The organism is Rhodococcus sp. JS3073 (assembly GCF_026810085.1).
GTDB lineage: Bacteria > Actinomycetota > Actinomycetes > Mycobacteriales > Mycobacteriaceae > Rhodococcus_F > Rhodococcus_F wratislaviensis.
Genome location: NZ_CP113951.1, coordinates 7,975,978 through 7,989,917 on the forward strand (window position 1 = coordinate 7,975,978; position 13,940 = coordinate 7,989,917).

Here is a 13,940-nt window from a genome sequence, read left to right on the forward strand (position 1 = left end):
GGACCGAGGAGATGTCCGAGATGCCCGGTTCGTTCACGAGGACACAGACGAATACCGTCGACGCGGCCCCCGCACGTTCCTTCCTGGAGGCCACTGCGGTCGAGTCCATTGGTCCGGGACGATTTGCGGCGCAGGTCGATCCGGCGTGGAGTGCGCGCGGTAAACCCAACGGAGGCCTTCTGCTGTCGATTGCCGCGCGGGCTGTGATGGCGGTGACCGGTCGCCCCCATCCGTATGCGGTCAGTGGGTCCTTCGTCCGGGCACCGGACGAGGGACCGGTGGAGATCCGCGTCGAGGTGCTCAAAGCCGGACGCCAGGTCGCACAGGTGCGTGCCAGCCTGTGGCAGCGTGGCGCGGTGGTGCTCGACACGCTGATCGTGGTCGGGGACACCCCTGACAGCACTCCGGCCTGGCGCGAGATTCCCGATCCCGTGCCCGCGCCCTACGCGATGTGCGTGCCGTTGGCGCGTCAGCCGGGTCGTACCGGCCTGGTCGAGCGAGTTGACATCCGGTACGACCCTGCTGCAGCGCCCACCCGCGGCAACCCGGTTCCCCGCCGGACCGGCATGGGCGACGCCCATCTTCGTGGGTGGGTGGAGTTCTCGGACGGCAGCGCACCGGATGTGCTGGCGGCGCTGCTCATGGCGGACGTGCTGCCTCCCTCCGTCCACAACCTCGGCCTGCCCGGCTGGGCTCCGACCGTGCAGATGTCGACCTATCTGCGGGCCGTGCCCGCTCCGGGTCCTCTCGCCGTGTCCGTCTCGGGCCGGCTGCTTTCCGGCCGCTGGTTCGACGAAGTGGCGGACGTGTACGACGTGGACGGGACGCTGGTCGCGCAGACCCGTCAGATCGCTCTGGTCGCGGGTCGTGCTCCCGCCCACAGCCGTGGGACGGATTCGCCGTGACGGTCGAGATCACCGGCCGGCAGCAGTGGCAGTCGTGGCAGTCGAACCTGCTTCCCATGGTTGAACAGGTCCAGGACGGACTCTGGTCCATCCCCGTCCCAATTCCCGACAACCCGTTGCGCTACACCCTGGTTTACGCGCATGAGACTGCCAACGGGTTGGTACTGGTGGATGCTGGCTGGGACAGTGAGGAAACCTGGAAGGCGTTGGTCGCGGGCATCGCGGTCACCGGCTATCGGTCCGCGGATGTCGAGGGGGTGCTGGTCACCCACTACCACGCCGATCACTACGGACTCGCGGAACGCATCCGGGGGGTGTCCGGCGCCTGGGTTGCGATGCACGTCCGGGACGCCGAGGTCCTTGCGAACCTTCCGACTGATCGGGGCACCTGGGAGCGGAGGGTGGCGGAACAGCTGACGACCCACGGTTGCCCGGAGGGGCAGGCGCGTGCGGCTGCGGGTGAGATGCAGCTGGGGCGGTTCGTCGGTCGAGGCGTGCCGGATCGGCTTCTCCAGAACGGCCAAACCCTCGAGGTCGGCGGTGTGGAGCTGCGGGTGGTGTGGACCCCGGGGCACAGCCCCGGGCATTCCTGTTTCCATGCGCCGGACCGGCGGGTGTTGTTCTCCGGTGACCACGTGCTGCCCCGGATCACGCCGCAGGTCGCGGCGATGGATTCTGATGCGGCCGAGGATCCACTGACGGACTACCTGGGTTCACTCGAAAGGGTGAGGCTGGCGGACATCGAGGAGGTCCTGCCCGCGCACGAGTACCGCTTCCGCGGACTGGCCTCCAGGCTTCAGTTCCTGGCTTCGCACCACACTGAGCGATTGATCGAGCTCGGTGCAGCCGTGAGTGCTCATCCCGGTTCTACCGCTTGGGAACTGTGTTCCGTGCTGACCTGGTCCCGGCTCTGGGAGACCTTCAGTCCCCTGTCCCAGCGTTTCGCCCTCGGTGAGACGCTCGCTCACTTGATCATGCTGCGCGCTCGCGGGGAGGTGATCGGTCTGCCGTCGCGGCCGGTCCGGTGGTACACAGCGGCCGGAGGCTGCACCTGGTGATCGGCGTCCGCCCGGGTGCGTGCGTTCGACCCTGTCCGCGCAGGAATGTCCTCAGTTGGCCCCGGGCAAGGCGGCGAGCGGGTGTGCGTCAGAAGCACGATCGGCGAGCAGGAACTTCAACGCCAGGTCGCCGGTCGTGTGGGCGGTGGGGCGCCCGCGGCGCATCAGTCCGATCTCCTGAATCGCATTGATCACGGCGCCGAGCAGCATGCTCGCTTCTTCGTCGTTCAGGTCGGGCCGAACCTGGGTGATGACTGCGACGCAGACCTGCCGGTAGTCCGAACGGTGTCTGCTGATCCGCGCTCGGTCAGAGTCGGGGAGGGCGTCGCTCTCCCGATTCAGAACAGAGATGATGTCGGCGTTGTCGAAGACGGTCTCCGCGTAAGCCCGCACGATGTGAACGAGGGCCTCATCCGCGGAGCGGGCCGAGGCGAATGCCGCATCCAATGCGCAGGCGATCTTTCCGGAGGCGTAGTCGCATGCGTCGACCAGAATGTCGGCTTTGCTCGAGTAGGTGCCGTACACGGTTGGGCCGGAGATCCCTGCTGCCTTGCCGATGTCGTCGATGCCCACCCCGTGGTAGCCATACATGCGGAACAGGGAAGCGCTGGTGTCGCGGATCTCCTGGCGTCGTGACCGGGGTGGCAACCAGTCCGAGGGTCGAGTCGGTTCGACGAACGCTGGAGGTTGGTCGATCGGTGTGAGGACAAGGGCTAACAGCGAATTCGTGAACAGATCCTCCACCCGTGTCGGAGCCAGAGAGGTCTTGCTCCGGGCGAGATTCGCGAGTGCACCGTTGAGTGCGCGCCGACGAACTGCTGCCTCGGTCGGCGAGGTGCCGGGACCGGGACCGGCGTTACGGAGGGCGTCCTCCCAGAGTTGCGCCAAGTGCCGCTCTTTTTGGCGTAGCTCCTGCTGAGCTGTGTCGGACAACGAGTGCCACTCGCGTAGGGTGATGGCCACCTGGGCTGACTGGGACTGCGCGAGGGAAACCGCGTTTCGGATGGGTTTGCTCAATCGCGTTTCCGTCCGCGTGTGTTCGGCGGGCGGGTCGGGGAGTTCGCCTATCGCGGCGATGAAGGCGTCCATACACGTGGACACGATGCTTCGCAGGATGTCCTCTTTGCCGCCGGTGAAGTGCCGATACAAGGCACCCGGTGTGATGCCGACATGTTCGGCGATGTCGGCGAGACCGGTACCGGCATAGCCGTGCTCCGCGAACAGGTCCGCGGCAACCCGCCCGATCGTGGCGCGACGGTCCTTGGGGCGACGGGCGCGATTCGTTGCGCCGGCCCCGGACGGCCCCGAGGTCGAGGTGTCGCCGTTGTTCTGCGTCATGCTGCTCCCGCTCCTGTAGCTCTGCGGACCTGAATATAGGCCCCTGCGCCGACTCGACGCAGCCTCGCGTCTCAGAGTATTCGAAGTGTCATTCGGTTGGGCAGCAGCGTCCCGGACTTCGACCACCATGCGGGTGCGCTGGTCGGTGACTGCTCGGCTGGTCCAGCCGGGCCGTTCTTTATGCGACACAGTCGAATACAGACGAGCCGCTCCATGGTCGTTGTATCTGTGACTTGCTGTCCGGCTAGGAGTTTCGACTTTGTTTGTAAAGCAACGTTCTGTCGTGGGTTCGAGTGTCGTGCGTGTTCCCCGTGCAATCTCATGGTTGTGGCACCTGTGCAGATATAGTCTAACGATACATTACTTGAGACGTACTTTTACGCCAGCATGACCCAAGTGTCGTGCGCCAAGGGTGCGATACCACTATTTTTCGCCAAAAATGCTCGCTGCACCTCCAGGGTATTGTAACTAACGACAATTTACTTATAGGGTTGGGTGCGTCCCCTGTCCGGGACGGACCATCGCACATCCCTCGTTTGAGCAAGGAAAGTAGACACCCATGGGAACCCTCGACAACAGAGTCGCCATCGTCTCCGGATCCGGGCGCGGAATCGGCCGAGAAATCGCCCTGAAACTCGCCTCCGAGGGAGCGAGGGTCGTTGTCAACGACCTCGACGAGATTCCGGCGAAGGACACCGTCGCAGACATCCAGGCGGCCGGCGGCGACGCCGTCGCCTGTGTCGGGTCGGTGACCGAGGAGGGCTTTGCGACGCGATTCACCGACAGCGCGATCGAGGCCTTCGGCGGGTTGGACATCATTGTCAACAATGCGGGCTACACCTGGGACACCGTGATTCAGAAGATGACCGACGAGCAGTGGGACGCCATCCTCGATGTGCATTTGAGGGCGCCGTTCCAGATCCTGCGTGCCGCGCAACCGTACATCCGCTCGAACCCCACCGAGTACCACCGCAAGGTGGTCAATATCTCCTCGGCGTCGGGTGTCTTCGGCAGTGCCGGGCAGGCCAACTATGCGTCGGCAAAGGCCGGGCTCATCGGGCTCACGAAGACGCTCGCCAAGGAATGGGGCCGCTACAAGGTGAATGTCAATGCTGTCGCATTCGGTTGGATCCTCACTCGAATGACGGAGGCGGTCGTGGGGCAGGGGGATGCGTTCGTGGACATCGACGGCCGCAAGATCAAGGTCGGCGTCAGCGAACAGTTCGCTGCCAGTGCCGCCGCCACGATCCCGGTTGGGCGGCCCGGGACTCCGCAGGAAGCCGCCGCCGCCGTCTACATGCTGTGCACGAAGGACGCAGACTATGTCTCCGGGCAGTGCCTGAACGTCAACGGCGGCAAGGCCTGACGCGGCGCGTCACATACAGGTGTCGCCCCCGACCGCCGGTCGGGGGCGACACCTGTATGTGACGGACTTGGGTCCTCACTCGGTCTAGAGGTACATGTCCTTGGCGATGATCGTCTTCATGACTTCGTTCGAGCCGGCGAAGATTCGGCTGACGCGGGTGTCGGTGTAGAGGCGGGCGATGGGGTACTCGAGGATGTAGCCGTAGCCGCCGTGCAGTTGCAGGCACTTGTCGATCACCCGTCCGGCGACCTCGGTGCAGAACAGTTTCACCTTCGCGGCGTCTGCCGCGCCGAGCGCGTGTGCGTCGAAGAGCTCCACTGCCTTGTCCACCATCGCTTGGGCGGCTTCGACTTCGGCGGCACATTCGGCGAGGACGAACTTGGTGTTCTGGAAACTTGACAGTAGCTTGCCGAACACCTTGCGCTCCTGAACATAGTGGGTGGTGAAGGCGATTGCCGCCGCGGCTTGGGCGAAGCTTGTGTATCCGCAACCCAGCCGCTCCTGGACGAGGTTGTGAGTGAGGTAGCTGAACGCCATGCCCTCCTCCCCGAGGAGGTTCTCCGCGGGGACGGTGACGTCCGTGAACGACAGTTCGGCGGTGTCGGATGTGCGCATACCGATCTTGTCGAGGGTGCGACCGACCTCGAAACCCTCACTCTTGGTGTCGACGCACAGCAGAGACAGTCCCGCACGCCGATCGTCGGCAGCCGCCGGGGATGTGCGGCAGACGACAATGATCAGGTCAGCCTGGGCGCCGCCGCTGATGAAGGTTTTCGCGCCGTTGACGACGTAGTGGGAACCGTCAGCGGACAGGGTTGCGTTGGTGCGGATTCCGGCGAGATCGGAACCTGCCCCGGGTTCGGTCATTGCAAGGGCCGTCATGATGTCGCCGGACATGAATCCGGGCATCCACCGTCGACGTTGTTCGTCGGTGCCGAACTCGAGGAGGTAGGGGAGGCCGAGTAGAAGATGAGCGCCGGCCGCGCCGAGGCTGACTCCCACCCGGGATACTTCCTCGGCGACGACGGCCTGGTACTTGTACGAGCTGATTCCAGCACCGCCGTACTGCTCGGGGACTGCGATGCCGAAGTATCCGATGTCACCGAGCTTGCGATACAGATCTCTGGGTACCATTCCGTCCCGCTCCCACTGGGCGTAGTACGGAACGACCTCCTTGGCGAGGAAACCGCGAATTGATTCGCGGAAGGCATGGTGATCTTCGGTGAAGAGCGTTCGCTGCATCGGGCATTTCCTTGTTGTGCGTACGGGATGGGTGTGTGAGGGGCAAGCGGTCAGCTGCCGCTGTTGCACTCGAGACGGTCACGGAGCTTGGTCTTGAGGATCTTCCCGGTCGGAGTCGAGGGAAGGGAATCGACCACGTAGATCTCACGGACTTTCTGGTATGGCGCAACCCTGGCTGCGACAAAGGCCATCAGATCGTCGAGAAAGGTTTGGCTACAATGGATTGCGTCATCGTAGGGCGGTTGCAGCACCACGAATCCCACGGGCACCTGGCCGGCTGCGGGATCCTTCTTGCCGACCACCGCGGCCTGGGCGATTGCGGGGTGCGAGCAGAGGATTTCCTCGAGCGGTTGCGGGTAGACGTTGTAGCCCTTGTAGACCAGCATGTCCTTCGCGCGTCCGGCGAGCGAAATGCAACCGCTCTCGTCGACGCTCCCCAGGTCACCGGTGCGTAGCCAGCCGTCTACGAACTGTTCGGCGGTAAGGTCGGGCCGGCGATCATATCCGTCTGTGATTTGCGGTCCGCGTACCCACAGCTCGCCCGTCTCGCCCTGGGCGAGAACGGTGCGCCGGTCCTCGGCCCGGATCTCGACTTCGGTATCGAACACTGGAACACCGATACTGCCCTTTGGCACGAGCGATGCGTTTTCGCCGAGCGGGGTGGTCGTCACGAGTGCGGTCGCCTCGCTCAATCCGTAGGCGTCCGCGATGAGCGCGTTCGGAAAAGCTGTACGCAGACGGTTCTGGGATTCGGTATCGATCGGCCCGGCCCCGGACGAGAGCAACCGCACGGAGGACAGGTCCGCCTTCGCCATCACCGGGCTGTGCAGCAGCGCATAGAACATCGTCGGCGAGCCTCCGATGGAATTGATCCCGAAGCGACCGAAGGCATCGAGCACCCAGTCCGGGTCGAAGCGTCCGGAAAGGACCACAGTGGTGCCGAGCAGAACATGGACGTTGTAGCCCACCAAACCGAGGCTGTGAAAGAACGGGGCGATTGCGAGCGTTGCGCTCTGTCCCGGTTCGAGTGTGTACCTGGTCTGGGCGTTGGGCACACTGCGCAGTCGGATCCTGCCCGCCTCGTCCAAATCCGGGAGCGCGGCCGACTTCCAGCACCCGATCTGCAGTGTGTTGGCGACCAGGTTCCGGTGCAATACACGGACGGCTTTCGGCAGCCCCGTCGTGCCACCGGTCAATTGCAGGTGTGCCACCAGTTCGGGATCGGCATGGTAGCCGAGCAACGGATCGGTGCCGAGCAAGTCCTCGAGGGCGACCAGGCTGCCTGGCAGCGCCGGTTCGGGGGACGCCTGCTCAGCGGGAGCAGGGGCAACGGCAGTGCCGGGAACCCCGACGAAGAACTGCACCGACTCCGGAGCGGTGTTCCCACCGAACACCGACCAGGTGCTGGGATGGATGAAGACAGCCTTGACGTCGCTGTCCGTCAACTGCTGCTTCAGTATCGTCGCGGGCTGAGCAGTGTTGAGAGGTGCCACTGCGGCACCCGAACACAGAACCCCGTAGTACGCGACGATGAACCACATCGAGTTCGGTAGGTGCAGGGCGACGGCATCACCGGGTGCGATTCCACGGGCTCGCAGTCCGCCGGCCACGCGGAGCGCCGCGTCGTGCAGTTCGGCATAGGTGAGCGTGTCGTCTCCGTCGCGCAAGGCGACCCGATCGGGGAAGGAGCGGGCCGCGCCCGCGAGAATCGCGTCCATCCCCACTCGCGGATAGTCGAGATGGTGGGGCATGCCCTTCGGCCAGACGACGGTCATTGGTTCTCCCTTGTGGGCCAGCGCCCCTTGTGTTGGTGTCTGTCCTGCTCCGGCGGGTCAGAGAAGTTCGAGAATCGTGGCGTTCGCCATCCCGCCGCCCTCGCACATCGACTGCAATCCGTAACGGATTCCGTTGTCGTGCATGTGATGGACCATGGTGGTCATGATGCGCGCACCCGAGCCTCCGATCGGATGTCCGATGGCCATCGCTCCGCCCAGGGGGTTCATACGTGCGTAGTCTGCCCCCGTTGCCCGGGTCCACGCGAGGGACACCGACGCGAAAGCCTCGTTGATCTCGTAGACGCCGATATCTCGAAGGCTCAGACCGGAGCGGCGGAGTGCCTTGGCGGTGGCAGGGATCGGACCCTTGAGCATCGTGACAGGGTCGGTGCCGGCGACCACAGCTGTGTGGATCCGGGCCATTGGGGTCCAGCCGTACGCCCGGGCCAGCTCACTGGTCGTGATGAGTAGAGCTGCGGCGCCGTCGGAGATCTGCGAGGCATTTCCAGCCGTGATGGTGCCACCCTCACCGAAGGCGGGTCCGAGCCGGGCCAAGGCCTCCATCGTGGTGCTGCGACGTACACCCTCGTCGGCGTCGAAAACGTACACGCGCTCGTCCTCGCCGGTCACCTTGATCGGAGCAATCTGTCCAACGAAGCGCCCCTCGTCCTGGGCTGCGGCGGCACGGGCATGCGAGTCGAATCCATGCTGGTCCATCTCGGTGCGCGTGATGCCGTACTCATCGGCGATCATTTGGGCTCCCACGCCCTGATGGAACCGAACGCCGTCATAGCGGTTCCACACATCCGGACCGTATGGTTCACCGCAGCTCCCGTCCAGCCGGTTGGCTCCGAGCGGGACGGCACTCATGACTTCCACTCCGCCGGCGACCGCGATGTCGTACTGCCCGGACACGACGCCCGCGGCGGCCTGGTGCACGGCCTGCTGTGACGAACCGCATTGGCGGTCCACCGTCACACCCGGGACGGATTCGGGCCAGCCCGCCGCAAGGACCGCACCGCGGGCGATACAGCCGGCCTGCATTCCCACGGCGCTGCCGCAGCCCCAGACCACATCGTCGACAAGAGCCGGTTCCAGACCTGTGCGGTCGGCCAGCGCGACCAGGACATGAGCGGCCAGCGAGGCCGAGTGTGTCCGGGCCAGCGACCCACCCCGCTTACCGACTGCGGTCCGAACCGCGTCCACAATGACTGCATCCCGCATGTGTCTTCAGCTCCTGATCTCGTTGATTTGTTGTGGCAGAAGTTCCCTCAATGCAGCCTTGAGCACTTTTCCGGTAGCCGAGAGCGGCATCGCATCGACCACGTGCACCGCGTGGATTCGTTGGTAGGGCGCAACCCGTTCGGAAACATGTGCCAGCAACTCGGTGAGCAGCGTCTTGCGGTGTTCGGCCCCGGCGCGGACGACGACGAAAGCCACGGGGGTCTCACCGACCCCTTCGACGGCGGTGCCGACCACCGATACTTCGGCGACGTCCGGATGGTCGGCCAGAACTTCTTCCAAGTGTTGTGGGTAGACGTTGTAGCCCTTGTAGATGATCATGTCCTTGGCCCTGCCGGCAAGGAACAGAAAGCCCTTGTCATCGAGGTGGCCGAGGTCTCCGGTGCGCAGCCAGCCGCCGTCGAACTGCTTCGCAGTCAGTTGAGGGTCGCCATGGTAGCCGTCTGTGATTTGCGGTCCCCGCGCCCAGATTTCACCGATCTCGCCGGGTTCGAGCAGTGTTCGGCCGTCCTCCGAGCGGATCTGCAGGACAGTGTCGGGGGTTGGCGTGCCCACCGTGCCCTTGGGGTTCTCGGAGGGACGCGTCAACCGCATCGAGGCGAGGCTGCCGGTTGCTTCGCTCAACCCGTAGCCCTCGGCGACGACGGCGCAGGGCAGTGCCCGGCGAAGCCGGGTCAGGGTGTTGCTGTCCATCGGGGCGCCACCGCCGTACGCCAGCCGGACCGAACTCAGGTCGTATGATTCGAGGTCGGGGGCGGCCAGAAGAGCGTGGTAGAACGCGGGTGCGCCGGTCATGTACGTGGCTCGATGCTCCTCAACGGCGGCGAGGTATGCCGAGTCCTGGAACCGCCCGAAAAGGACCGTTGTCGTGCCGCAGAGGATGTTCAGAACCAGGCTCACCATTGCCAGCCCGTGGAACATCGGTGCGGTGGATACCTGCACGTCCCTGCCGGGATGGAGGGGGAAGTCGTCGACGGACGCCAGCGGTTCGAGTGTGAGATCTTCGGAGTTGTCTATCCGGACCTGATGGCCGGCTCGCCATGCCGCCTGCTGAACGGCGTGCGCAAGAATGTTGCGATGCAGGACCCGGACCCCTTTGGAGCGTCCGGTCGTGCCACCCGTGAGCTGCAGGTGAGCGAGTGTGTCCGGCGTCGTCAATTTCTCGATGATCGGCTGTGCGGCAAGAAGTTCGGTGAAGTCGACGAGATGGGATGGAGTGAGGCCGGGGCTGGCGGGACCGATGTGGACGATCAGTCGCAGGTCCTCGGTCCCGGCGTCGGCCAGTCGTGTTCCGCAGCTGGACTCGGTGACTGCCGCGGTTACCCGCAGGTCCGCCATCTGTTGCCGGAGGGCGATGGGGGGCTGCGCCGGGTTGACCGGCGCTGCGGCGGCCCCGGCGGCGAGGATGCCGAAGTAGGCGACCTCGTGCCAGATCGAGTTGGGCAGGTGGATCATGACAATGTCGCCGGTGCCGATCCCGCGCTCGCGCAGTCCGCCGGCAACGCGCCGGACCCGATCGGCGAGTTCGGCGAAGGTCAGTGTCTCGGCTCCGTCGCGCAAGGCGATGCGATCGCCGTAGGCGCGGCCGGCGGCGTCGACGGCCGCGTCGACGCCTACATGCGGGTAAGTCAGTGAACGAGGCAAGTTCATCGTCGTGACCTCTGTCATCGAAAAGCTACCTTTCCTCTGCCCTCGTGGCGAGAGCGCGGGTTGTCGATGAGACCCGCGCAGTGAAGGGCTTGCGTAGCGTCATCGACGTTCGCCAACGGCATCGGCCGTCGCTTCGGGACGGGACAAACGCAACGTGTGCTCGTTGCGTTACAGGGGTGTGCGTCCCACTCGCGCCAGTGTCGGGTTCCTTACTGCGCAATCCTAGGTATCTGACCAACTCTTGTAAAGAGTCGTTTTGCCAAACGATCCGAGTGAGCGTCGAGTCGATGCTCTTGAAAGACGAAATTCGGCGATGGATGTATAAAAGCAATCGGGTGTAGTGTCACGGTCTGGCGGTTTAGTCCGAGCAACGACCGCCATGGGCGACGACTTACGTGAAGCAGTCCGCTTCCTATTACGCCCCCGCGTGGTTGCCCACCCTGGCCCACGCGTGTACCCCGTCGGAGAAGTTGAGGTGCTTGCTGTGATACCGAAGAGACCAACCGGACCTCTGGCCGGTCTGCGGATAGTGGAACTCGGAGGAATCGGCCCGGCTCCGTACTGTGGAATGCTCCTCGCGGATCAAGGCGCGGATGTCATCCGGCTCGATCCTCCTCAGCTCACCGGTCGGCGCACACCGTTCCCCGTACTGCATCGGAACAAGCGATCGGTGACCGTCGATATGAAGACTGCTGCGGGCGTGGATCTCGTCCGAAGGATGGCCGTCGATGCGGACGCAGTGATCGAAGGTTTCCGCCCGGGCGTCGCCGAACGGCTCGGCGTCGGGCCCACCGCTTTGTGCGCGGCCAATTCCGCGCTGGTGTACGGCAGGATGACGGGCTGGGGACAGGACGGCCCGTTCGCTCAGGTACCGGGGCACGATGTGAATTACTTGGCGTTGAGTGGAGTCCTCCACAACACCGGTACGGCGGGAGGGCCGCCCATCATCCCGTTGAACCTGGTAGGAGACATGGGCGGGGGAGGGATGATGCTGGCCTACGGTCTGACCGCGGCCTTGCTGTCGGCGCGCGCGACCGGTGTCGGGCAGGTGGTGGATGCGGCGATGGTCGACGGCGCGGTGTCACAGCTGGCCGGAATATTCGGGGAGCTGAGCTTCGGCCGCTGGGTGGACGGCCGTGACACAGCGAATTTCGTTGCCGGCAACGCACCTTGGTATGGGGTCTATCGATGCGCCGACGACGGCTATGTCGCGGTCGGATGTCAGGAACCGCAATTCTACTCGGCGTTGTTGGCCGGGCTGGGGCTGGCGAATGAACCGTTGCTGGCCGACCAGATGAACCACGCGGCATGGCCGGCGATGACGGCGCGAATCGCCGAGGTCTTTGCAGCGCGTTGCCGTGACGAGTGGATGACGGTCTTCGACGGCGCCGAGACCTGCATCAGCCCGGTCCTCAGCATCGCCGAAGCGGCCGCTCATCCGCACAACATGGAGCGTGGAACCTTCGTCAGGGCTTCCGACGGGATGCTGCAGCCGGCCCCCGTGCCGAGGTTTCTGGGCACACCGGCCGCCGAGCCTGCCGGGGCAGTACGACTGGGCGCCCATACCCGCGAGGTGCTGTCCGAGCTCGGGCTGTCCGAGACCGAAGTCGACGAACTGACCGAACAGCACGTGATCCGCTGCGTTGCGGGCTGACCGTTCCACGAAAATGACTGGCCGGGAACGAGGTTCCCGGCCAGTCGTGGCTGTCTGTGTCAGAGCATGCCGTCGGCGGCAACCTTCTTTGCCCACGGCCGATCGATCTTGCCATTCGCTGTGCGTTGCACCCTGTCGACGCGAATGATCTTCTTCGGCAGCTTGTATCGGGCGATGGATTCGGCAGCGGCGGCTTTGATTTCCTCGTCGGTGATCTCGATTCCGGCGGCGATCTCGACTATCGCGGTCACCTCCTGGCCCCAGCGCTCACTCGGCCTGCCCGCGACCGCGGCGTCCGCCACGGAGGGATGCATAGTCAGGGCCTCCTCGACTTCTTCGGCGAAAACCTTCTCGCCGCCGGTGTTGATGGTTGCCGAATCTCGACCCAACAACTCGACAAGTCCGTCGGCGCGTAGCCGTGCCAGATCGCCGGGAACGGAATAGCGCTGCCCGTCGAGGGTCGTGAACGTTGCCTCGGTCTTGGCTTGGTCGCCCAGGTAACCCAGCGGCAGCGAGCCTGCCTTGGCGAGGTATCCGGGTTCGCTGTGCCCCGCCTCGAGCTTGTGGGTGCGGGTCACATCGAGGACGGATACCCCGGCGCCCCGGCGAGGCCGGAAGACGCCGTTGGGGAGGTCTGCTCCGGTTGCATCGTGCCGTTCGAGTGCGCTCCCCGTTTCGGAGGCCGCCATCAATTCGATGAATGCGGCGGGCTTCAGTGCGGCGGTAAGCGCCTGCTTGCTTCGTTGGGTGATTGGTGCGCCACCTGAGAGCACCAGGCGCAGGCTGGAGATGTCGTGGCGTCCTGTGGCGAGTTCGGCGACGAGCGGTTTGGCGTAGGCTTCGCCGATCATCAGCAGGCTCGTTACGCGTTCGCGTGCGATCGTGTCCAGAACATCGTCGGCCCGGAAGTGTCCCTGTTCGCCGGTGTAGACGAGGGTGTCGCCGTAGACCAGGCCACTGAAGGTCTGGAATGCGCCGGATCCATGCATCATTGGAACGCACACCACGATCTTGCCCCGCTCGCGCGAGCCGACGTAGGCCACCAGTTCGTCGATCGTGGTCCCGTATCGGTGATCGCCCCGGGCGAGGCAGGCCGACCACACATCGTCCTGGCGCCACAACACGGCTTTGGGCATTCCGGTGGTCCCGCCGGTGTAGATCATCTGGATGTCGTCGCCGGAGTGTTCGGTTGCGCGCAGTCTAGTCGACGAGTCCGACAGTGTTTCTTCGTAATCCAGTGCCCCCGGAAGGAGGGGCGTGTGCGAGTCGTCGGCCACCTGAATCAGCAGAGGTTCTCTCCGTAGTCGCGGAAGCACTTCCGCAAGCACCGGAGCAAGGCGGGCGTGGTAGACGACGGCGGCCGCGCCGCCGTCGTTGAGCACGTACTCCATTTCGGCCGGCGTGTACGCGTAGTTGACGTTCATCGAAGCCACTCGGGAGGCGGACGCGGCCAACAGGCTCTCGGCGTACTCGACGCCGTTGTGCATCAACAGGGCCACGGTGTCTTGGCCGAGTTCCCACGGGTTCAGCTCGGACCGAGGAACACGGGTTCCGAGACCGTGTTCGGTCAGTACGTTGGCCAGTCGCGTGGCTCGCTCCCCGAGGTCGCGATACGTAAATCTTCGCTGGTGATCGATCACGGCTTCGAGCTGGGGGTGGGCGTCCGCGAGTGCGCGGAATATCTGCCAGATACTCAGATTCATGGGTTCA

The 13,940-nt window shown here is 64.7% G+C and carries 10 protein-coding genes; 4 read left to right on the plus strand and 6 right to left on the minus strand.

The window, feature by feature from the left end; translation table 11 throughout:
* The first annotated feature begins 20 nt into the window (after positions 1-20).
* Both OYT95_RS36350 and OYT95_RS36355 read left to right on the plus strand, forming a co-directional pair.
* Positions 21-905: a thioesterase family protein gene (locus OYT95_RS36350; protein WP_162181193.1), complete on the plus strand. Its 885-nt coding sequence runs from the start codon at positions 21-23 to the stop codon at positions 903-905.
* On the plus strand, positions 902-1,963 hold the full coding sequence (locus OYT95_RS36355) for an MBL fold metallo-hydrolase (protein WP_268790369.1): 1,062 nt from the start codon (positions 902-904) through the stop codon (positions 1,961-1,963). Before OYT95_RS36350 ends, OYT95_RS36355 begins: the two co-directional genes overlap by 4 nt.
* A 51-nt stretch (positions 1,964-2,014) precedes the next feature.
* On the opposite strand, the gene OYT95_RS36360 is transcribed toward OYT95_RS36355, so the two are convergent.
* A complete protein-coding gene (locus OYT95_RS36360) occupies positions 2,015-3,301 on the minus strand; it encodes a TetR/AcrR family transcriptional regulator (protein WP_037231747.1) in 1,287 nt (428 codons plus the stop codon).
* A gap of 559 nt (positions 3,302-3,860) precedes the next feature.
* Between OYT95_RS36360 and OYT95_RS36365 the strand changes: the two genes are divergently transcribed.
* A complete protein-coding gene (locus OYT95_RS36365) occupies positions 3,861-4,667 on the plus strand; it encodes an SDR family NAD(P)-dependent oxidoreductase (protein WP_037231748.1) in 807 nt (268 codons plus the stop codon).
* 84 nt (positions 4,668-4,751) lie between these two features.
* Here the strand turns inward: OYT95_RS36365 and OYT95_RS36370 are convergent, their stop codons facing one another.
* From OYT95_RS36370 to OYT95_RS36385, 4 genes are read right to left on the minus strand one after another with little or no spacing between them, the layout of a single operon-like run.
* The gene (locus OYT95_RS36370) at positions 4,752-5,909 is read right to left on the minus strand and encodes an acyl-CoA dehydrogenase family protein (RefSeq protein WP_037231750.1); all 1,158 of its coding nucleotides are present in this window, start codon (positions 5,907-5,909) and stop codon (positions 4,752-4,754) included.
* Positions 5,910-5,959: 50 nt separating this feature from the next.
* Positions 5,960-7,684: a class I adenylate-forming enzyme family protein gene (locus OYT95_RS36375; protein ID WP_037231751.1), complete on the minus strand. Its 1,725-nt coding sequence runs from the start codon at positions 7,682-7,684 to the stop codon at positions 5,960-5,962.
* Between the two features lie 57 nt (positions 7,685-7,741).
* Positions 7,742-8,908, minus strand: a complete 1,167-nt coding sequence (locus tag OYT95_RS36380) for a thiolase family protein (protein ID WP_268790370.1) — start codon at positions 8,906-8,908, stop codon at positions 7,742-7,744.
* 6 nt (positions 8,909-8,914) lie between these two features.
* Positions 8,915-10,576, minus strand: a complete 1,662-nt coding sequence (locus OYT95_RS36385; protein ID WP_268790371.1) for a class I adenylate-forming enzyme family protein — start codon at positions 10,574-10,576, stop codon at positions 8,915-8,917.
* Between the two features lie 568 nt (positions 10,577-11,144).
* On the opposite strand from OYT95_RS36385, the gene OYT95_RS36390 reads away from it, so the two are divergent.
* Entirely contained in the window at positions 11,145-12,230 is a 1,086-nt protein-coding gene (locus tag OYT95_RS36390; RefSeq protein WP_245973231.1) for a CaiB/BaiF CoA transferase family protein, read from the plus strand.
* A 59-nt stretch (positions 12,231-12,289) separates the two neighbouring features.
* Here OYT95_RS36390 and OYT95_RS36395 read toward each other — a convergent pair whose 3' ends face one another.
* The gene (locus OYT95_RS36395; RefSeq protein WP_268790372.1) at positions 12,290-13,933 is read right to left on the minus strand and encodes an AMP-binding protein; all 1,644 of its coding nucleotides are present in this window, start codon (positions 13,931-13,933) and stop codon (positions 12,290-12,292) included.
* Positions 13,934-13,940: the final 7 nt, after the last annotated feature.